Origin of the sequence: Rhodococcus globerulus NBRC 14531 (assembly GCF_001894805.1) — a bacterium.
Taxonomy (GTDB): domain Bacteria; phylum Actinomycetota; class Actinomycetes; order Mycobacteriales; family Mycobacteriaceae; genus Rhodococcus_F; species Rhodococcus_F globerula.
Genome location: NZ_BCWX01000008.1, coordinates 68,625 through 89,532 on the forward strand (window position 1 = coordinate 68,625; position 20,908 = coordinate 89,532).

The following is a 20,908-nucleotide window of genomic DNA, read 5'->3' on the forward strand; positions in this document are numbered from 1 at the left end:
GGGCGTCGACGCCGAAGGCCGTACAGCGTTTTGCTGTACGGCCTTCACCTGTTTCTCGGTCTAGACGCGCTTGGCGGGGCCCGTCCTCATCCTTCCGTCCGTGATGACAATTCCGTGGTGCGAGCCTGCTACCAGCCAGTTCGGCAAGGTCGATCCCTCGGATTCGACGTCGACGCGCGCGTAACGGAATCTGCCCGTGAGCCGCGCCGACGCGAGAGCCAACCGACCACCCTCGGTGGGTTGCGCAAAGCCCAGAGCTCCTACGATGGGCAGGCGCGGTCCCTTTGCCCGCGCAGTGGTGTTCACCTGCCAACCGTCCCCCTTCGCAGCCACACGGCCCAGGACATCCCCGTCGAACTGCGCGAGAACCTTCGGTAGTTCCCAATGGGTGCGGCCACCGTGCACCGAAGATTCCGAATCCACTGCGATGAAGGGCACCGCCATCCGAGGCATCGGCCCGATCCGCCTACCCGGCGCCCGCAGGACCGGACTCGCCAAGATTTCTCGATACGGCCCCACCGGAGAGTCCAGATAATCGACCATCATCGCCAAGGTCATCGGGATAGTTCTGCCCTCCGGCCCGAGTTCACCTGCCGCCGACGTGCTCCGATGCCACCACAACGTGGCCCGCAGCCGCGCCGGCCACGGCGGCGGATCACTCGCCGGCCAGTCCGTGCGTTCGCTTGCAGATTCAGGGACGCTCCACATCGGACACCTTCTCGGTTGGAAAAATCAGGGGAAGTCTCAGGGCGCCCGAAGCATGCTCGGGCACTACCGGATTGGACGGCGGCGTCGGGACGAGCCGAACGTACGGATCACCTACAGCCGGCCGGGCGTCATCGCCGCCGGCGTTCGGCCACAGCGCGCACGCCCGCTCAGCTTGAGCGGTGATGGTCAGCGAGGGGTTCACACCGAGATTGGCACTCACCACCGAGCCGTCCATCACGTGTAACCCGTTGTGCCCGTAGGCGCGCAGATAAGGATCTACCACGCCGGTCGACGGCGAATCACCTATCGCGCACCCACCGAGGAAGTGTGCCGTCATCGGAATATTCACGATTTCGGCGATGGAACCACCTGGATCACCGTCGATCTTCTGCGCAACTTTACGAATAGCAGTGTGACCTTGTGGAATCCACGTCGGTGGCGGATCACCGGGGCCGGGGCGACTGGTCAGAGAACGCCCGAACCTTCTTGTGTTCTTCGACAGTTCGAGCGAATTGTCGTCCGTCTGCATGACCAGCGCGATGACAGTCCGCTCGGACCAGTTCCGCACAGATAAAGACCGGGCAAATGCGCTCGGGTGACGTGCGGCAACTGCCAGCGTCTTCAGGACTCGCGGCACCTTGCCGCCGCCGTCGCTGAGAACAGTCTGCAGGAGACCTATTGCATTGCTGCCCTTGCCGTATCGCACGGGTTCGATGTGCGTGTGATCGTCTGGATGAAACGACGACGTGATCGCAACGCCCTGCGTGAAATCGCGTCGACGGGACTTCGATGTTGCCGCAAGCACCGCTTCGGAATTGGTGCGAACCACAGTGCCCAGTGCATTCGACAGATGCGGCAGCGTTCCGGATTCCTTCATCCCGAGCAACAATCGCGCCGTCCCATAGGTACCAGCAGCCACTACCACCTGGTCGGCGGTGAAAATCTGTTCGCGCTTTCGAATACCGTCGGTCCGGCGCGCGAGAAGTTGATACCCACCGCCCTTGCGTGGCCGAAGTTCCCGCACAGTGGTCAGCGGATGAACTCGCGCCCCGGCGTGTTCGGCCAAGTGCAGATAATTCTTGACCAATGTGTTCTTTGCACCGACACGGCACCCCGTCATGCAGCCACCGCATTCGGTACACCCAGTTCTCTCCGGTCCTTTACCTCCGAAGAACGGATCGGGCACCGACACTCCGGCGTCCCCGAAGAAGACGCCAACAGGGGTAGACGTGAATGTCTCGCCCACACCCATTTCTTCCGCGACTTCCTTCATTACGGCGTCGGAGGGCGTGAACGAAGGGTTGGTTCGCACCCCGAGCATTCGTTTCGCCTGGTCGTAGTACGGCGCCAACTCGTCATGCCAGTCGGTGATGTGCGCCCATTGACGATCCTCGAAGAACCGCTTGGGCGGCTGATAGAGGGTGTTGGCGTAGTTGAGTGATCCGCCACCAACTCCGGAACCTGCCATGACCAGAACATCCGGGAGCAGGTGAATACGTTGAACCCCGTAGCACCCGATCCACGGTGCCCACAAGTACTTTCGCAGACGCCAGCTGGTTTCGGGGAGCTCGTCGTCGGCGAATCTGCGACCAGACTCGAGCACTCCGACGCGATAGCCCTTCTCCGTCAGACGAAGAGCGGCGACGCTACCGCCGAACCCCGACCCGATGACTACGACGTCGTAGTGCGTTGCCGTCATGCCTCGACGCTTTCGATCTTCCGGGCCGAGTAGTTCTCCCGATCGAAATTCCCCAGCAGAGAACGGAATGTGAAAGTGAACGTCGGCCACTGCACCGAGTTACGTCCCTCCGCATCGATGTACCAACTCGAGCAACCACCCTTGTTCCACACCGTGCGCTTCAATTCGTGCTGAATTCCCTTGTTGTACTGCACCTGTACCGACTCATTGACGTCGAGGGCGTCGAGCCCCTCCCGCTTCATGGTGTTCAACGCGTCGTTGACATACTCGGCCTGAGACTCGAGCATGTACACGATCGAGCTGTGGCCGAGGTTGGTGTTGGGACCGTACATCAGGAACAAATTCGGGAAGCCGCTGACCGTCGTTCCCTTGTACGCGCTGGGGCTACCGTTCCACTGTTCGGCCAGCGTTGCACCGCTCCTCCCCGTTATCAGGTGTGCGACAGGTGGTTCCGTCGGCGTGAATCCCGTCGCAAAAATGATGGTGTCGACTTTGTGCTCGATTCCGTGCCCGTCCACCACTCCGTCTTCAGTGACCGAGACGAGCCCACTGTCGACAAGGCTCACGTCCGCCCGATCGAGAGTTCGCAACCAGTCATTGGACAGGAGCATTCGCTTGCAGCCGATGGTGAAATCGGGGGTCAATTTCCGGCGCAGCTCGGGGTCTTTCACCTGCTTTCGCAGGTGCGCCTTTGCCACCATCTCGAAAGCCGGTAAAACCCAGGTGGCATGCGACATCGCCGCACCCAAAGCTTCCCGAAAGCCGTAGACGGTACCGCGAACAGCCTTCTGCGCAGCGGGGACCTTGGTGTACAGAGCCTTTTGAATTGGGGGGAGTGATCTATCCGCCCGCGGAATCACCCAGGCAGGAGTTCGCTGGAACACGGTGACATGAGTAGCCTCCTCCACAATTTCGGGAACGAATTGCACTGCCGAGGCGCCGGTACCGATCACCGCGATGCGCTCACCGCGCAGGTCGTGCTCGTGGTTCCACGTCGCGGAATGGAAAGTGGTACCGGAGAATTGGTCGAGACCGGGAAAGTCGGGAACCTTGGGCGTGGACAGCGCTCCGGTCGCAGCGACCAGAGCCTTCGCCGTCAACGCTCCTTGGGACGTCTGTATGTGCCACAGTGACATTCCCTCGTCCCAGATCGCGGCCTCGAGTTCGCAGTTCAGAACCACTCGATCTCCGACGCCGGTATCGGCGGCCACCTTCTTCAGGTAGGCATAGATCTCGGGCTGACGTGCAAAGGTATGACTCCAGTCTGCGCTCGGGGCAAAGGAATACGAGTACAACGCCGTCGGCACATCACACGCACAACCGGGGTAGGTGTTGTCTCGCCACGTGCCACCGACGTCGGCGGCTCGCTCGATCAACACCACATCCGTTGCCGGGTCGTCGCGAAGAACTCTGGCCGCCAGACCCATACCGGCGAATCCGGCACCGACGATCAGTGTTTCGACATGTTCGGGAAGTTTCACTTGTTCTCCACTCGGGATTGCCAGGCCGGTAGCAGCCGCGCGCGCAGCGCTTCGTCGGCTTCCGGGGTACGGAACAGGGCTGACACCGCAAGCCCTCGGACAAGTTCGACAGTCAATTCGACTGCCTCGGAGTCGAAGCGATCACCGAAGACTTCGGCGCTACCGAACTCGAGCGCCTCACTCACCTTGCGCTCGAGTGGCACGGTCGCCGCATGCAGTGCGGGGTCGGTGCGCGCCGCCACCCACAGTTCGAGGGCTGCATAGAACAGTGGACCGGAAAACGCGTCGGCCAGTATCTCCAGTCCGCGGCCACTGTCCACCTCTGCCGAAAGGATTTCCGCCAGCCGTTTGTCCACCAGGTATTCGACAGCGGCGACGACCAGCGATTCCTTGGTCGGGAAATGATGGAGCTGAGTACCGCGGGATACACCCGCTCGCCGAGCGATCTCCTGGGTGCTTGTCCGCGCGTAACCCAGTTCGACCAGCGATTCAATGGCTGCGTCGAGTAGTCGCCCACGCATCGTGGCCGTACGTTCTGCCTGCGTACGGCTTACTTTCACATCGGAAGTGGTCTCGGTCACATAGTGACTGTAGATCGAAAACAGGAAACAGTCCAGGCTGACTTCAAATAAACTTTCACAATCCGTACCATACGGTATAGTATGGTTAATCTCGCGACTCTGCTATCAGGCGGTGACATGACAGCAAGCGATCGAACCCCTACGGCATTCCCCTATTGGGAAGGCATACAAAAGCCCGGAATTGCTCGCGCACGCACAATCGTCAAAAGGCTGACCGGTGCCGACATCTTCCCCACTACCGAACAGGCACAACAGTTCTGCAATGATCTCTTCACCGGAGATCCCGTCGCCGAACGATTTGTCGACGAGGTCTATCGCGGCGAGACCGGGGCGAAAACCGGCCGCGCCATGCTCGAAACCGCACTTACCCATGGCATCGACGCCGTGCCGGACGCTCCGGAATCCATGCGCGCACTGTTCGAGGAATTCGAAACGGTACCGGACTGGGTTGATCCGGCACTGGTCGAGCAGGGCGCTGCAATCTGGCGGCGCTGGGGCACAATGTTGTTCAGTTTCGCAGGAGCGGAAACACTGGAAATCTACACCGAATCCGCAGTTGCCACGCCGCTCTCCCTCGCCGGCGGGTATGCGGGCGACAACGCATTGCGCCGGTTCCTCGAAACCTGCCGATTCTGGATCGACGTATCCCAACCGGGCGCACTGCTCCAACCTGGATCCGCCGGTCGCGCAACAGCTCTCAAGGTTCGCGTGATGCACGTGTCCGTGCGGTCGCGAGTAGCCAATCACCCGGAATGGGATACCTCGAAGTGGGGGCTTCCTATCAGTCAGAGCTACATGCTCCTGACTTTGATCGCCGGCAGCGTCACCCCTGGCCTCGCACTGTGGACACTCGGCTACCACACGACGCCGTCCGAGATCCGGGCTCTGATCCACTTCCAGAAGTACATGGGACACCTTTTGGGGGTGCGCACCACGTGGTACCCGGAAACTGCCACGGATTCCCTACGCGCACTGGCCATGACGATCGTGTCGCGGTCCTACGACTCCGGCAAGCACGGCAGTGAGTTGATCGAGAGTTACCCGAAGGCTTTTGCGCCACGCGACGGCCACCGCGGACTCACCCGGCTACGAGAGGCGTACAACTTTCGCATCAATTCGGTGTACGCCGCGATGTTCATGGCCCCTGGTACACGGCGCAAGTACCGGATGCCCGGTGTCATTCCCTGGCTATTCATACCCGTCCTGAGATTGCCACTCATCACCGCGATGGAATTGATCAGGCGCTGCGTCCCCGGAACCGGCGCGATCGTGGAAAAGGTGATGGTCAAGCACCGCGAGAACTGGTACCAGGCTCAAATGAAGGGCCGCGAGGCCGAATTCGATGCAAGTGGCGCACTACGACGATAGGAGTCGCTCGATGACGACAATGAATATCGTGGAAGCGTGGAACGGACCGGGACGCAAAGACGGTGAGATCACTCGAACGCACCCGAGCGACAACGGCGCGCATCCATCAGACAACAAGTTTGCTTTCGAACACTGGTACTTCGACGCTCACCTCGACAGTGGGCACATCGTGGTTGCGATGCTACAACTGCGCGAACTCGTCAATCGCAAACCCGGAATCGAAATCCATATCTATTCCCCGGACGGTACGCGCCGGGAAGTCGTCAAGCCGTATTCCTCCGCCGACGTCAGTGCATCAACGGACAAGTGCGATGTTCGGATAGGCCCGAACAGCGCTGTAGCCGAATTCGATTCGGGAGACCTGCCGGTACACAGAGTGCATCTCGAAGAAGAAGACATTGTGTTCGATCTCGAATTTCGCAACGAGGTACCGAGTTGGATGCCCGGACGCGGACAGACCACGTACGGGGACACCGAGTTCTTCGCCTGGGTTGTCGGCGCACCGCGCGCCTCGGTGACGGGCACCGTCACTATCGGCGGCGCCACACTCGATGCCCGTGGTCGCGGCTATCACGACCACAACTGGGGCGTCGGGGACATGAAGCGGATCATCGATCGCTGGTACTGGGGGCGGTTGTATGTCGACGACTTCTCACTGGTCTACGCCACCGTGCACACCCAGAAGAAATACGGCGAGCACTGGTCGCTGCCGCTGATGCTGGCCCGCGGTGACAGTGTCGTTCTGAGCAACGGTGAACTGGAAATGACCGAAGGGCCGACGGTCTTCCACGACGTCGCGAATCGCTCGTTTCCGTCGACGCTGCGTCTGCACATTCCGGGGTCGGTGGATCTCACGCTGACGGTGCGCGAGGTAGTTCATGCGCACGACTTCCTGGCTGACGTTCCGGTAGCCCGAACCCGACTGGTCAAGCCCGTACTGAATCGACTTCTCGGCCGCCCCGGATATTTTCGTTTCCGTTCCGACTTCGTTCTGAAGGTGACGATCGACGGAGAAATGATCGAGCGGACAGGATCAACTCTGCACGAGATGGTTGCGCTCAAATGAGCGATGAGGCATTCGAGTGTCGACGTTGCGCCATCAGCTTTCCTGCGTCAGCAACGTGAAGATTTTTCGGAGCTCGGCGCTGGTGGGCGTCGGGAGACTGCCTCGGCCGTGAACGAATCCGATTCCGGCATACACCAGAGCACCTGCCCGCAGGCGCGCACCTTCGGCGTCAAAATTCAACTCCAACAGTGCTTCCTGGATGATATCGAAGATTCGTTGATCGAGCTGACGTACGGCCTCGGCTACTTTCTCGTCACTTCGTGCCCATTCTCGCACCGCGATTTCGACGGACCAATTGCGCTCGTCGATCAGCAGTTGGGCCATCATCTCGAATCGCTGCTCCACCGGAATTGATTCGACGGACGCGAGCCCTCGCACAGCGTCGTTCTGTGTGCCGCACCAATAGTCGGCCATCGCTTCCATCAGCGCGCCGAGATCGTCGAAATGCCAGTAGAAGCTGCCTTTGGTGACTCCGAGTTCGTCGCACAACGTGGAAATCTTGACCCCGGAAACCCCCTCTCGCACGAGAAGATCAAAGGCCGCGTCGAGCCAACTCTCGACGCTCAGACGGTTGGCCCGCGCCATCAGCGCAGGCCGTTCTCGCGGGCGCGTTCAGTTCTCACTCTCACTCCTCGATCATAGATGCCTACGGCTGGTCCATCGCATCACTGCGTGACCCCACGTCCACCTTTGCAGCGCCAGTTCGTTGCCTGACCTACGCCGCGGGTGATTCGAATTCTCCTGCACCGAGCTGCATTTCACCGAGTTGTGGACATAGCCGACATCCATACCATACGGTGCGGTATGGAAGACTGAATCTCGGAGGAGGTGCAATCGGTGAGCCAAAGGTTCACGAGGCGTGCTTTGTTTCGTGCGATCGGCCTCGCTGGAACCAGCGCGGCTTTGGTGTCGGCTACGCATACTCCGACCCGGAGCGAACTGCGCAGTCCACTGATCTTTTACTCACCTCCCATGACGCCCTTCGTCGACGAACTCCCCCGGCCGCGTGTTATTTCCGGAACCACTCTCTCACTCGACGCCGCTGTACACCGCCACCAATTCCACCGGGACTTCGATGCTGTGCCGTCGCTGGGGTTCGGCGGTGACCACTACCTGGGCCCCACCATCGAATGCCATGTCGGAGAGGCACTCACACTGAACTTCACCAACCGGCTCGAACGCCATCCACTGGCAGACGACATGGACACCAGCATCCACGGAGTCACCGAAGATCACCGGCTGGCTCCCCCGTCGTCGCTGCACCTTCACGGCGGTGTCACACCACCCGGCAGCGATGGGCATCCGCTTCTAGCCATAGCTCCCGGACGCAGCATCACTCACCATTTTCCGAACGAACAGCACGCGGGCCATTTGTGGTACCACGATCACGCCATGGGCATCACCCGCTTGAATGTCTACGCCGGGTTGGCCGGTCAGTATTTCCTGCGTGACGATTCGACACCGGCCGAGAGGGAAACCCACTGGGACTACCCGCCGAAGAGTACGAGATGCCCCTGATTCTCCAGGAGAAGATCTTCACGGCCGACGGGTATCAATCCGTGCGTTCCACCCCGATCGTCCCGCAGGGCTCCTGGGAGGGCGGTGCCGTCGGAGACGTCGGTGTGGTCAACGGCAAGGTATGGCCGCGGATGAATGTGGCACGCGGTTTGTACCGTTTCCGCATCATCAATGCCGGGTCGTACAGCGTGTGGAACCTGCACTTCAGCAACGGGATGCACTTCGCGGTCATCGGCAACGAACATGGCCTACTCGACGCTCCGGTACGCACGACAAGCTTTCGGCTTTCACCCGGCGAACGCATCGACGTGCTCGTGGATTTCACCGGCTTCCGCGAAGGTGATGCCGTCGAATTGATCAACGACGAGCAACCACCCTTCCAGGCTGCAATGCTAGGCGAGGTAGCGATGCCGGTGTTCTGCCGTTTTGTCGCCGATTCCCGTCGCGGGTTCACCGGCACTGTGCCGAACTCGCTTCGCGGCGGCGCACGGCAACCGTCGGCGCTTCCGCCGCTCGAGGTTCCCACAGTGGTCCGAACGGTGACCGTCTCTCAGCCGTACGCACTCCGCCTGCCACCCGCCGTCATGTCTCTCAACAATCTGCGCTTCGACAGCACCGACATCGAAATGCCCCGGCAGGGCACCGTAGAACAATGGGACATCGTCAACATCACGCCCGATCCACATCCCATCCACCTTGTGATGTTCCGCATTCTCGGACGCGCACCCTTGAAGACCCTCGAATATCAAGCGGCACATCCTCAACCGCCTATCGGTTACAAGTGGACGCCTGCTGCCGACGGATTTCTCGGGGGCCCCATGATCGGGCCGGCGCCGTGGGAGTCCGGATGGAAGGACACCGTGCGGATCGACGGCGGCACCGTCACCCGAATCATCGTAAGGTTCCCCACCGCCGAGGAACTCGGATTCGATCCGGACGCATTATTCAGCCCGGACGACCCAGCTCACCCTGGCCATCACACTGCGGCACAACAGATCCAGGGCTATGTGTGGCACTGCCATATTCTCGACCACGAGGACCACGACATGATGCTGAAATATCGTACGGTCCGATGACCTCGACTCTCCCGCTACCTGATCCGGTCACCCGCTCGCAGGAGGTTGCTGGGAACGGCATGACCCACGATCTCTTCCGCGACACCTGCCGCGCGGATGGACGCGTCCAGATCGATCCCCGTCGCAATGCCCATGTCTCCCAGCATGTAGACCAGTTCTTCGGTGGCGATGTTTCCACTGGCGCCGGGAGCAAACGGGCAACCACCCAGCCCACCCGTGGAGGCGTCGAGGTTCCGAACTCCGTGCTGCACCGCTGTCAGCGCGCAGGCAAGACCACTGCCGCGTGTGTTGTGGAAATGAACACCTAAATTGAAGTCGCCGACATGGGTGTCAACCGCATCGATCAACTGCGCGACGCGTCCCGGAGTTGCCGTGCCGATAGTATCCGCGATCGAGAACTGATCGGCGCCGAATTCCCTGGCCTGCTCCGCAATCCGCAACACTCGATCAGGATGGGTAGGTCCGTCGAACGGGCAGTCCCACGCCGTCGAAACGATGACTTCGACTCGACCTCCGGCGTCGTGAACAATCTTGACCACCTCCCCGATCCGCTCGGTAGCCTGCTCGGTGGTGGATCGAGTATTGGCTTCACTGTGACCGTTCGAGGCCGAGACGACATATTCGACGGTTCCCATACCGGCCGCTACCGCCCGTTTTGCGCCGCCGATTCCGGCCACCAACGCGGAGAACTCGACACCTGGCCACCGGTGCAGTTCTGCTGCCAGCGCTTCTGCGTCGGCTAGAGCCGGAACGGCGCGCGGTGACACGAATGACGTGGCCTCGATGCGCGGAACACCGGTTGCAACAAGAGCTTCTACGAGTCGAAGTTTCTCCGACAATGGCACCGGGGCCTCGATCTGGAGCCCGTCGCGCGGACCCACTTCACGAATGCTGACTTCGGTAACCGTCATGTCAGATCACTCCCTTCTCGAGCAACGTTGCCTGCTCGTCGTCCGAAAGCCCGAGGAGTCCACCCCAGACGGAGGCGTTGTCCTGACCCGGAGACGACGCTCCCGCATTCCGCACAGAACCTGGTGTCGCACTGAAGGTCGGCACAACGCCCAAGCCCAGGACGTCCTCACCGATCCGGTCGTCGTAGTGACCGACCAGCATTCCGCGCTCGATCAACTGTGGATCCTTGACCACGTCTTCGACGGTATTGATCGGTCCGGCAACAACTCCCACCTCCGTCAGACGCTCCACCAGACTGTCGGGGTCCTGCAGCGCGACCCACGCGCCGATCAACTCGTCGAGCTCGTCCTGATGTTTACCGCGCGCAACATGATTGGAGAATCGGTCGTCCTGTGCCAGTTCCGGTCGACCCATTATCGTGCACAGCCGCACGAAGAGCGTGTCCTGATTGGCCGCGATGACCACCCAGTTCCCCTCGGAGGTCTGATAGATGTTGGAAGGCGCGATTCCTTCGAGCCTGGTTCCCGAGGGTTGACGGATGATGCCGCCGCGATCGTAGTCGGGAATCGTCGATTCCTGCACTGCCAGACACGATTCTGTGAGTGCAACGTCCACAACCTGGCCGCGGCCGGTTCGCTCACGGGACAGAAGCGCCGCCAGCACACCTTGTACCGCGAACATCCCGCCGAGCGAATCCCCGAGTGAGAGTGCGATACGCGGCGGTGCCTGGCCGGGATAACCGTTCAGGTGCCGGAAACCGCTGACAGCTTCGGCCACCGAGGCATACCCAGCGCTCTTGGCCTTCGGCCCGGTCTGCCCATACCCGGATACTCTGGCCAGCACCAGTTTCGGATTGCGCTCGCTGAGCACGTCGAACCCCAGACCCCACTTCTCGAGAGTGCCCGGGCGAAAGTTCTCGACCACGACATCCGCGTGTTCGACCAGATCCAGAAACAGTTCCCGACCTTTCTCGACCCGCAGATCCAGCGTGACGCAGCGCTTGTTGCGGGCGTGGACCGTCCAGAAGAATCGGTGACCGTCCTGCTCCGCCTGTCCCCAGGTGCGAAGCGGGTCTGGGCGATCCGGCGACTCGATCTTGATCACGTCGGCACCCATGTCGCCGAGCAGTTTCCCGGCGAAGGGTCCGGCAATCAACGTGCCGAGCTCGATTACCCGGTATCCGTCCAGGGGCCCGGTGGGCGCACCTTCCGACACAGCAGCCTCCTCGTGGGAACGTCTCTCCCTACGAAAGGTTACGTCACCAGCCGATACCTCAACATCATGTCGTGATCCTCGTGATCGAGCATGTGGCAGTGCCAGACGTACCCTTGCAGATCGCCTGATCCACCACCGTGTCCACTGTGTTCCATCGCAGGTTCCTTCATCGCAGGATCTACCACCGCAGCTCGGGGGAACGTGGCGTCGGGATCGAAGCCCAGTTCGTCGGCCGTCGGGAAGCGCACGATGATGCGCGTGATGGAGTTGGCATCCACGATGACGGTATCCTTGGCGCCCGTCTCCCACACTTCCGGCGCCCGCATCGGCGAGGTCACGAAATCGTCCGCCGACGGCGTCCAGCGCGTCCCGAGATCCGGCAACGGGTACGCAGCCGTGTACGCAGGTGTGTTGATGCTCTGCCTACCCAAGACCCGGAAAGTCACCAGGTGTAGGTGAATCGGATGCGGCTCTGTTGTGACGTTGATCAGATTCCACTGCTCGACGGTTCCCTGACGCGGCAATTCGATATCCGAGTCGGTATACCGCAAGTTGTTGAGCGACATGGTGATCGACGGATAGCTCGACGGCCGGGACAGTTGCATGATCGTCAGATTGCGGACTACGTCGGGCACGGCCGGGGGTGGTGGGGCAGCGGAACTCAATTGCTGCGGCACCGACCCGGTGAAACCCTTCGCGCTACTCAGGTCGAACCGCGCGAACAGGGGCATCACCTGCGTACCGCGTTGCGCCACAGCCAAAGGCACCGGTTCATCGTTGCGCAGTTCCACACTGGTACCCGGTTCGAGCAAGCCGAAGTCGACCAGGAGATCAACCCGCTCGCCCGGGCTCAGACGCACATGATCCGTCGGCGCTGACGCTGCGAGCAATCCGGATTCGGAGCCGATCACCCAGAATCGCATACGATTTCCGAAGTACAGATTCCACACCGAGTACGACGCGGCATTGAGGACACGCAGGCGGTACAACCCCCGCGCCACTTCGATTCTGGGCCACACAACGCCGTTCACCACGCCAACGTCTCCGGGCGTCGCTGGATCCCAGGCACCCTGTGGTGTTGTCCACGTCGACCTGACGCTTTGCCGTCCGTCGGAGGTGAATACCTTGTCCTGCAATATCAGTGGCAGTTCGAACTCCCCCGACGGTAAGCCGAGCGGATTGCCGGCCGTACCGGTGTCGTAGTTGTCGCGAAGCAGATACATACCGGCCAAGCCCGCGTAGACGTTCAGCCGAGTCATCCCCATGGCGTGGTCGTGATACCAGTGATTACCGCTACCGCTGGGATTCCCGTTACCGGGGGCATTGCCGAACTCGTGCACCAATCCTTCGCCCGGACGCTGAATCAACTCGGGATTCCCGTCGTACTGCGGCGCGGTGACACCGCCATGCAGGTGCAGCGACGTGGGAACCTGTGTCCGATCGTTGTCGCTGAGACCGTGCAGACGCGAATCCACATCAGCGGCAAGAGGATGCGTGGTGATGTCGTTGGCGTACCGCAGCGTTAACGACTGCTCGACATGAGCCTCGATCGTCGGCCCGAGGTAGTCCATCCCGCCGTACCCCAGCGAAGGCGAAGGCGCCAGGTCAGGATGGAACCGGTGCATCGACGACGCGGCACGAAGCTCCAGGTCGCTACCGGCCAATTTCGGCGGAAATACCAGCGCCTCACGAAAGGGTTCCAACCGTGGCGAAGGCAATTGGAGCGGCCGCAGCGGGTCGATGTCAGGCAAAGCTGCGTGCGCAGATTCCCGAGCTGAAGCGGACCCCACCGACAGCGCGCCAAGTCCTGCCATCAATCCCAAGCCCTGCAGCACCGCGCGTCGACGGATCTTGTGCGGCTTGCCCACCACAGGTTCATCCACTACAGGCCCCTATCGCTGACGGCATCCGGACCGGATTACCCCTGCGGCTTCGAGGTCAAACACCGACTGCCTTCCGCCGAGGACTCGAAATCCTGATCGACGAGACCGAGTCGAGAGTTCGAGAAAACCCTTGAACTCGAAACTGTGTTCGATTAGGATGGAGTTATGCGGATCGGGGGATCCGAATCGGGGGAATTCAATGAGAATCGATACGTCAGATGTGGTTTCCGGTTCTGCCGTGGGATTACGGTCCAGGCTGTGGCAAGCGCCGGTAGCTGACCTTCGTTCGGCCGCAATCGAGGCGAGCGCGGAGATTTTGCGACTCGAAGCGATCCGCGTGGCCGTGGTCGACGAACTCTCGCTGCGCCCGGACGACCAGGTGCTCTGCTACCGCGGCGTCGGCCGATGGCTGGCAGCAAATACGATGCTGCAGATCCCTGCCGGAAACAAGATCGCCGCCCTTGGCGTCGCACTGCGGGCGTTTCCCGCAGTCGCACAACGCTTCGACGCCGGAGATTGCTCGTTCGATCATGCGGCACTGATTATTTCGTTCTGCGAGTCCCCACCAAAAGGAATGCCGGCCGAGGCACTTCCCCAGTGCATCGACGTTCTCCTGGCTGCAGCATCAGGAGTCGACGCGACAACAACCAAGCTGCGGTACGTCATCGCCACGTTGGAGCGAATGTTCGAGTCCGACAACATTCCACCGGCCGAAGATATCGACCGGAACGAGCTCCGGATCGCGTCGACGTTGAACGGTCGGGTTGTCGTTCGAGGCGATTTCGACGCCGTCACCGGCGAAATGATTCTCTCGGCCCTGTCGAATCTGACCATGCCCACCCCCGCTGCGGATGGAACCCCCGATGCCCGGTCGGCAGCCAAGCGAACAGCCGACGGATTCACCGAACTGATCCGCCGCTATCTCGATTGCGCAAAAACCGGTATCGACGGCGGCCAGCGGCCGCATCTGAACGTGCACATCAATGCCCGAGATCTCGCCGAACATCGCGACTGCGCGGCGCAGGAAGCCGTTGCAGAGGAAGAAGCTTCACTCGATCCGGACCTCTCCGATCTCGACGTGGGCCACATGCCGTGGATGGGACCACTGTCGGTCTCGCAGACCAGACTGCTCGGCTGCGACTGCTTCCTGTCGACAGTCCTACTCGACGACCACGGAGCGCCACTCGATGCGAGACCCGGAAAACGATTGGTCACAGCCGAACAACGGGTCGCATTGATCGCCCGGGACAAAGGCTGCGCCTTCCCAGGGTGTGAGTGCGTGCCGGCATGGACCGACGCCCACCATATCCGTCACTGGTCGAACGGCGGGCCGACGGTGATGAACAACCTTGTCCTGCTGTGTCGTTCACATCATCGGCTCATGCACCGCAAAACCGGATTTGTTGGCAAATGGGAGATTCGGATGGGCGCCGACAACAAACCCTGGTTCATTCCGCCGCCGGCGATCGACCCGCAGCAACACCCCAGACCGGCAAACAACACCTATCGAACCTGAGAAAACGTCTCAGGCACAACAGAACACGGCCGAGCACCGCATCGAAGGAGACCTCGATGCGGTGCCAAAAGCCGTGGGTTCAGTCAGACTGCCTGCGGAACTTTGGTGATGCGCGGGAATCGCTCCCGAATTTCCGCCGGCGTGACCACCCTCGGGTCGAGAGGTTGCTCGTCACGCAGATGACGCTCCAGCACCTTGCCGGTCATCGGCGCAATGACTTTCAGAGCAGCGGTCATATTCTTCGGCGAACTACCCACACGCACCGCAGTTCGCACTGCCGGTGCAATTGCCTTGTCCAGCAACGCCGGTTGATCAAATCCACCCATGGTTCGCATCCAGCCAGGCAATGTTGCGATTGTTGCCGGCGCGACCAATCGACTGAAAGTCGCGAACTTCGTTTTCCCCTGCGCCCTGGGCGTTCTCAGCAGATAGTGCATCGCTCGGTTGGCACGTTCGGAGGTACACAATCTGGGCCTGACTTCTGCAAAGTACTCACGTACCTCTTCGCGGGAGCGTGGAACGTCGGATGCCTTGCATGTCTGCAACTGCGCGGCAACTACACATTCCTCCCAGTACCGCTGCTCTTCGACGGCAGAAAGTGTACCCGGACCGTACATTTCGTAGCACTTGAGCACCGAATGCCAACCGGTCACATGGATCCAGAGTTGCGAGGCCGGATTGTTTGCACTGTAACGAGTTCCGGTGATCGGTTCGATGCCCGTGGCCTGAGCATGAACCGTCATGAGATGGTCGGACAAGGCCATCACCGTCCGCCCATCGGCGGTCGCGACGGTCAGGAAGTATGCCAGTGTTCGGTCGAGTCGCCCCGCTGGATCACTGTAGATACCACTCATATCTGCCACCGCCGCGGCAAGGAAGGGGTCGAAGTGCTCGAGCACCACCGACCGCTGGAAGCCGATCAATGCTGTCGGCGCGGCCCAGATCTTCCAACTGGGTGATCTTGGGCCGAAGAAGCCGTAATCCTCACGCGGTCGATCCATAGCCAGTCCAGACATTCGAGGTCCCCTTCATCTCTGCCGCCCCACCAACCACCATTGAATACAACGCCACCGTAACAATTGCAGACGCCGAATACAACGGTTGCGTATTATTCACGAAGAAGTGGCAGGCAGATTAGGGTGGGAGCGGAGGTGAGGCACACGATGACCAGGTCACAGGCAGACACAACGGACACACCGCGACGCAAATACGCCCCTCGCATGGCGCCCGAGCAACGACGCGAACAGCTCCTCGACGCAGCATTCGAGATCACCGGCCGCGTTGGCCTGCACAACCTCAGCATGGAATCCGTCGCTGCCGAAGCCGGCGTCGGCAAGCCTGTCCTCTACACGATTTTCGACACCAGGACCGATCTCGTCGCCGCACTCCTACGCCGCGAGCACGAGCGAGCCATCACTCAGGTGCTCGAAACCATGCCGACAGATCTGAGCGAGCTCGGCCCAGCGGCGTCATACACCGGGACCGTTGGCGCCTTCGTCGACGCCGTACTCGAGAACCCGACGCGCTGGCGCCTGATTCTGACGTCTGTCGAGAACGCCCCCAGCGAGTATCACGGCTTGCTGAAGCTCTCTCGCGGAGCTGTCTTCGCCCGCGCCGAAGAACTGGCGCGCGCCGGGATTGCCCTCGAACCGAAGCTCGAAGGCCTTGATCCGGTTCTCCTCGCACACACCATGATGTCGTTTGCCGAAATGCTCGGACGACTGGCCGTCAGCGACCCCGAAGCCTATACCCGAGAACGACTTTCCGCTTTTGCGGTTGCTCTCGCCCAGTCGGTCGGGCGTTAGCAGACCACTGAAACCTGTCGGTCGGATCTGCTTCAATACACGCATGACATCACCATCGATCGAACCGCTGCAGCTCTTCGAAACATCTCCCGGAAACTGGTCACTGATGCTCACCGACCAGCACTTCGGCAAGGTGGCAGCGGTATTCGAGCAGGTAGAGGGCTTCGAAGGTTCCGGCTACGACTGGGCGTCGGTGGCCCATGCAGTGGTTGGTCGCGACGCACCACATCTGGAGGGCCGATTCGGCACCGATCCCGAAGCGGGCATGTTTGTTGCGTACGGCGGCGACCACGAAGCTCTTGGTGAACTCGGTGTGCTTCTCGCCAAGGCGTATTCGGATGCCGAGTACCTCGGCGGACTCGTCGCTATTTCCGAACTCGACTAGAACCCCTGTCGAAACGACATCGGCCCCACACCTAGGTGCGGGGCCGATACCGAACAAAGGACTAGCCGACCAGCAGCTCGGCAATCTGAATCGTGTTGAGCGCGGCACCCTTACGCAGGTTGTCGCCCGAGACGAAGAGCGCGAGTCCGCGGCCTTCGGGGACACCCTCGTCCTGACGGATGCGACCGACCAGCGACGCGTTGCCACCGGCGGCGGCGAGCGGCGTCGGAACCTCGACCAGCTCGACGCCCGGAGCGTCGGCCAGCAGTTCCTTGGCGCGAGCGACCGAGAGCGGGTTGGCGAATTCCGCGTTGATCGCGAGCGAGTGCCCGGTCACGACGGGTACGCGCACGCAGGTGCCCGAAACCAACAAATCGGGAAGCCCGAGGATCTTGCGGCTCTCGTTGCGGAGCTTCTGATCCTCGTCGGTCTCGCCGCTGCCGTCATCGACCAGCGAACCTGCCAGGGGCAGGACGTTGAACGCGATTGGGGCGACGTAGTTGTTCGGGGCCGGGAAGTCGACAGCGCTGCCGTCGTGAACCAGCTTCTCGGCGTCACCGACAACGGCGCGCACCTGGCCGAGGAGTTCCTCGACGCCGGCGATGCCGCTACCGGACACAGCCTGGTAGCTGGAGACGATCAATCGCTGCAGACCGGCTTCGTCGTGCAGAACCTTCAGCACCGGCATCGCTGCCATGGTGGTGCAGTTCGGGTTCGCAATGATGCCCTTGACCAGGTTCTTCGCGTCCTGCGGGTTGACCTCGCTGACCACGAGGGGAACCTCGGGATCCTTGCGCCATGCGGAAGAGTTGTCGACAACCGTCGCACCGGCCGCGGCAAAGCGCGGAGCCTGCGCACGAGACAGCGTCGCACCGGCGGAGAAGAGGGCGATGTCGATGCCCTTCAGATCCTCGTCGGACGTTGCTGCGGCATCCTCGACAACGATCTCTTCGCCGCGGAACGTCAGCTTCTTACCGGCGGAGCGTGCCGATGCAAAGAACCGCACCTTGTCCGCGGGGAAGTTACGTTCTTCGAGCAGAGTGCGCATGACGATGCCGACCTGACCGGTCGCACCGACAACAGCGATTGTTGTCATCAGAAATTACCGTCCTGTTCCTGCGTGTACTACAGCTTCTTCGTCGCCGCCGAGACCGAAAGCGGCGTGGATAACGCGCACGGCATCGTCGAGTTCGGTGTCCTTGACCAGCACGGAGATGCGGATCTCGGAGGTCGAGATGAGATCGATGTTGATGTCGGCCTTGGCCAGTGCCTCACAGAACGTGGCCGTGACGCCCGGGTGGCTCCGCATTCCGGCACCGACCAGGGAAACCTTGCCGATGTGGTCGTCGAACAAGATCTGTGTGAAGCCGATGTCTTCCTGACGCTTGGTCAGGATCTCGACGGCGCGGGGGCCGTCGGCGGTCGGCAGCGTGAAGGTGATGTCCGTCTTGTTGGTCTCCACCTTGGAGATGTTCTGCAGCACCATGTCGATGTTGATCTCGGCATCGGAGACAGCGCGGAACACCTTGGCAGCATGTCCCGGTGTGTCCGGCAATCCGACAACGGTGATCTTGGCTTCGCCGCGATCGTGCGCGACTCCGGTGATCAGGGCCTCTTCCACAGGAATGTCCTCCATCGATCCGGACACGATTGTTCCGGGCTTGGTGGTGTATGACGAACGGACGTGCACGGGCACGTTGTAACGACGGGCGTACTCGACGCACCGGAGCATGAGTACCTTGGCACCACACGCTGCGAGTTCGAGCATTTCCTCGAAGGAAACCGTCTCGAGGCGGTGAGCGTCGGGGACGATGCGCGGGTCGGCGGAGAAAACGCCGTCGACGTCGGTGTAGATCTCGCACACGTCGGCGTTGAGCGCAGCTGCCAACGCTACGGCGGTGGTGTCCGATCCACCGCGTCCGAGCGTCGTGATGTCTTTACTGTCCTGGCTGACGCCTTGGAATCCGGCGACCAGAACGATCGAGCCTTCGTCGAGCGCCGTGCGAACACGGCCGGGCGTGACGTCGATGATCTTGGCGTTTCCGTGGCTGCCGGTCGTGATGACTCCGGCTTGTGAGCCCGAGAACGAACGAGCCTCAGCGCCGAGAGAATGAATTGCCATCGCAACCAAGGAGTTGGAGATGCGCTCACCCGAGGTCAGCAGCATGTCCATTTCACGGGCCGGCGGGGAAGGGCACACCTGCTGAGCCAAGTCGAGAAGCTCATCGGTGGTATCGCCCATCGCTGACACCACGACGACGACATCATTGCCGGCCTTCTTGGTCTCGACGATCCGTTCAGCGACTCGTCGGATGCGCTCGGCGGTTGCCACCGAGGATCCGCCGTACTTCTGGACGACGAGAGCCACGCGTTTCTACCTCCAGGTCGAAATTGTTTACAGATACCAGAGGTCGAGCTTACCGACGTGGCCCTGGGACTTCCCGACGCGTACTGACCTCGGCCCTTACCTCGGGTTCGGATTCACGCCGGATCAGTTGCGAGATCCCGTTTCGCATTGACGTCGCTGAACGCGAACCACCGGCAACGTAACCGACAACGGCGACGGCAACTCCGCAGGCGAGGAGGATGCGGATGCTGCTGACCAGTGAACTCGCGACGGTGTCGAACACTGCAGCGGCCGCGTCAGGGGACACGATGTCTTGATTGTGTAAATAATCCCGGCGCACGACAGCCAGCGCCACGAGCAGGGCAATCATGCCAACCGCCGTTGCCAGCCCGACCAGTGAGAGTGCGCGCATTCGCTTCGGCGCAATCGCGATAGCGACCACGGCACAGAGCGCGGCCGCCCACGGCAACCACAAGGCGGCGCGGTCGAGGGCATTCGAGTACCGCTGGGCCGACACCAGTTCGTCGGATTGCAGGATCTCGAACTGCGGATCGAATGTCGGGAGGCGATCGACGACAGTAAACCCGCGGTCGTACACCCGAGCCCGTAGATCCGTCATGACCGGCTCGAGGGACAGCGTGACGGTTCCGTCTTCATCCGCCCTCATGATGCCGTCGGTCGCCCGGCCGGTCACCGCCGCGGCAAGTTGTGCGTGGGCCGCCCAGTCAGTTCTTCGGTCAATCGGTCTGCGACCGCTTCCTGCACTGCCGGTTCGGACGCCAACGGCGCAACCGTGTCGACATAACTGTCGGTGTTGTTCACCTGAGTGTGGACGAACAGCGCCACTACCGAGGCCGCGGTGCTCAACGCACCGGTCACGATCAGGACACAGCAGAGTATCCATCGCGACACTCGGGTCACGGGCGATTGCCGCGAGTGGGCTTGATCTTGGCCGTGATGCGGTGAATACGGAGGTCGTCGGGAGGTATCCGGAAGGTCTCGTGCACGTTGACCGTCATCAGATTCTTGCCGAACAACCCTGCGTCGAGGAGGTACTCGGCTACGACATTATCGCCGTCGACGCTCCACCCCACATCTCGGATCGCACGCACCAGACGAAACTGCGGACCACCGGACAGGCTGCGCCGCAAGTGATTTCCCGAAAACCCGGTTTTGATCCCCGCCTCGTGTCGCACGGCATCCGGAGCCAGCGGCACTGAATTACCGTCGTGTGAGAGAAGCGCATCGAGGTACGTGCGCGCCACAGCAATTCGAGGATCATCCATGCGATCAGTCGATCATTTCGGAGCACGAAACAACAGCACCGTTCAACGACAATTTCGGCATG

General features: G+C 61.3%; 19 protein-coding genes and 1 pseudogene. 6 read left to right on the plus strand and 14 right to left on the minus strand.

Annotation, left to right across the window (positions count from 1 at the left end; genetic code table 11):
* Positions 1 to 60: 60 nt before the first annotated feature.
* The 4 genes from RG2_RS27745 to RG2_RS27760 are packed head-to-tail and all read right to left on the minus strand — an operon-like array spanning position 61 to position 4,409.
* Positions 61 to 708 carry a hypothetical protein gene (locus tag RG2_RS27745; protein WP_033235907.1) on the minus strand — a complete coding sequence of 216 codons (648 nt, stop codon included), beginning with the start codon at positions 706 to 708 and terminating at the stop codon, positions 61 to 63.
* Positions 692 to 2,407, minus strand: coding sequence for a GMC oxidoreductase (locus tag RG2_RS27750; RefSeq protein ID WP_033235906.1), 1,716 nt, complete (start codon positions 2,405 to 2,407; stop codon positions 692 to 694). The genes RG2_RS27745 and RG2_RS27750 overlap by 17 nt, the downstream gene beginning before the upstream one ends.
* On the minus strand, positions 2,404 to 3,888 hold the full coding sequence (locus RG2_RS27755; protein WP_033235905.1) for a flavin-containing monooxygenase: 1,485 nt from the start codon (positions 3,886 to 3,888) through the stop codon (positions 2,404 to 2,406). The genes RG2_RS27750 and RG2_RS27755 overlap by 4 nt, the downstream gene beginning before the upstream one ends.
* Positions 3,885 to 4,409, minus strand: coding sequence for a TetR/AcrR family transcriptional regulator (locus tag RG2_RS27760; protein WP_230590310.1), 525 nt, complete (start codon positions 4,407 to 4,409; stop codon positions 3,885 to 3,887). Before RG2_RS27760 ends, RG2_RS27755 begins: the two co-directional genes overlap by 4 nt.
* Positions 4,410 to 4,586: 177 nt before the next feature.
* Between RG2_RS27760 and RG2_RS27765 the strand changes: the two genes are divergently transcribed.
* Together RG2_RS27765 and RG2_RS27770 are read left to right on the plus strand one after the other, a co-directional pair.
* Complete coding sequence (locus tag RG2_RS27765; protein ID WP_033235903.1) at positions 4,587 to 5,837, plus strand: oxygenase MpaB family protein; 1,251 nt, start codon at positions 4,587 to 4,589, stop codon at positions 5,835 to 5,837.
* A 10-nt stretch (positions 5,838 to 5,847) separates the two neighbouring features.
* Positions 5,848 to 6,903 (plus strand): lipocalin-like domain-containing protein, encoded by a 1,056-nt coding sequence (locus RG2_RS27770; RefSeq protein ID WP_095887731.1) that lies wholly within the window; start codon positions 5,848 to 5,850, stop codon positions 6,901 to 6,903.
* A gap of 33 nt (positions 6,904 to 6,936) precedes the next feature.
* Here the strand turns inward: RG2_RS27770 and RG2_RS27775 are convergent, their stop codons facing one another.
* On the minus strand, positions 6,937 to 7,488 hold the full coding sequence (locus RG2_RS27775; RefSeq protein ID WP_033235901.1) for a TetR/AcrR family transcriptional regulator: 552 nt from the start codon (positions 7,486 to 7,488) through the stop codon (positions 6,937 to 6,939).
* Between the two features lie 252 nt (positions 7,489 to 7,740).
* On the opposite strand from RG2_RS27775, the pseudogene RG2_RS27780 reads away from it, so the two are divergent.
* Positions 7,741 to 9,497 (plus strand): annotated as a pseudogene (locus RG2_RS27780) (multicopper oxidase family protein).
* A gap of 14 nt (positions 9,498 to 9,511) precedes the next feature.
* On the opposite strand, the gene RG2_RS27785 reads toward RG2_RS27780, so the two are convergent.
* From RG2_RS27785 to RG2_RS27795, 3 genes are read right to left on the minus strand one after another with little or no spacing between them, the layout of a single operon-like run.
* The gene (locus RG2_RS27785; protein WP_033235900.1) at positions 9,512 to 10,408 is read right to left on the minus strand and encodes a hydroxymethylglutaryl-CoA lyase; all 897 of its coding nucleotides are present in this window, start codon (positions 10,406 to 10,408) and stop codon (positions 9,512 to 9,514) included.
* A gap of 1 nt (position 10,409) precedes the next feature.
* Positions 10,410 to 11,624: a CaiB/BaiF CoA transferase family protein gene (locus tag RG2_RS27790; protein ID WP_033235899.1), complete on the minus strand. Its 1,215-nt coding sequence runs from the start codon at positions 11,622 to 11,624 to the stop codon at positions 10,410 to 10,412.
* A gap of 38 nt (positions 11,625 to 11,662) precedes the next feature.
* Positions 11,663 to 13,438 (minus strand): multicopper oxidase family protein, encoded by a 1,776-nt coding sequence (locus tag RG2_RS27795; protein WP_165826385.1) that lies wholly within the window; start codon positions 13,436 to 13,438, stop codon positions 11,663 to 11,665.
* 268 nt (positions 13,439 to 13,706) lie between these two features.
* On the opposite strand from RG2_RS27795, the gene RG2_RS27800 reads away from it, so the two are divergent.
* Positions 13,707 to 15,023 (plus strand): HNH endonuclease signature motif containing protein, encoded by a 1,317-nt coding sequence (locus RG2_RS27800; RefSeq protein WP_033235898.1) that lies wholly within the window; start codon positions 13,707 to 13,709, stop codon positions 15,021 to 15,023.
* 83 nt (positions 15,024 to 15,106) lie between these two features.
* On the opposite strand, the gene RG2_RS27805 is transcribed toward RG2_RS27800, so the two are convergent.
* Complete coding sequence (locus RG2_RS27805; protein WP_033235897.1) at positions 15,107 to 16,039, minus strand: oxygenase MpaB family protein; 933 nt, start codon at positions 16,037 to 16,039, stop codon at positions 15,107 to 15,109.
* 147 nt (positions 16,040 to 16,186) lie between these two features.
* Here RG2_RS27805 and RG2_RS27810 point away from each other — a divergent pair, with 147 nt between their 5' ends.
* Complete coding sequence (locus RG2_RS27810; protein ID WP_033235896.1) at positions 16,187 to 16,828, plus strand: TetR/AcrR family transcriptional regulator; 642 nt, start codon at positions 16,187 to 16,189, stop codon at positions 16,826 to 16,828.
* A 43-nt stretch (positions 16,829 to 16,871) separates the two neighbouring features.
* The gene (locus RG2_RS27815) at positions 16,872 to 17,213 is read left to right on the plus strand and encodes an Imm51 family immunity protein (RefSeq protein WP_033235895.1); all 342 of its coding nucleotides are present in this window, start codon (positions 16,872 to 16,874) and stop codon (positions 17,211 to 17,213) included.
* A 61-nt stretch (positions 17,214 to 17,274) separates the two neighbouring features.
* On the opposite strand, the gene RG2_RS27820 is transcribed toward RG2_RS27815, so the two are convergent.
* Genes RG2_RS27820 through RG2_RS27835 form a run of 5 tightly spaced genes read right to left on the minus strand, consistent with a single transcriptional unit; the run spans position 17,275 to position 20,846 of the window.
* Positions 17,275 to 18,309, minus strand: coding sequence for an aspartate-semialdehyde dehydrogenase (locus tag RG2_RS27820; RefSeq protein ID WP_033235894.1), 1,035 nt, complete (start codon positions 18,307 to 18,309; stop codon positions 17,275 to 17,277).
* Positions 18,310 to 18,315: 6 nt separating this feature from the next.
* Positions 18,316 to 19,581: an aspartate kinase gene (locus RG2_RS27825; protein ID WP_019746567.1), complete on the minus strand. Its 1,266-nt coding sequence runs from the start codon at positions 19,579 to 19,581 to the stop codon at positions 18,316 to 18,318.
* 49 nt (positions 19,582 to 19,630) lie between these two features.
* Positions 19,631 to 20,227: a hypothetical protein gene (locus tag RG2_RS27830; protein ID WP_230590306.1), complete on the minus strand. Its 597-nt coding sequence runs from the start codon at positions 20,225 to 20,227 to the stop codon at positions 19,631 to 19,633.
* A gap of 23 nt (positions 20,228 to 20,250) precedes the next feature.
* Entirely contained in the window at positions 20,251 to 20,439 is a 189-nt protein-coding gene (locus tag RG2_RS32475) for a hypothetical protein (protein WP_230590304.1), read from the minus strand.
* A gap of 38 nt (positions 20,440 to 20,477) precedes the next feature.
* Positions 20,478 to 20,846, minus strand: a complete 369-nt coding sequence (locus RG2_RS27835; protein WP_033235893.1) for a DUF8021 domain-containing protein — start codon at positions 20,844 to 20,846, stop codon at positions 20,478 to 20,480.
* Between the last annotated feature and the right edge of the window lie 62 nt (positions 20,847 to 20,908).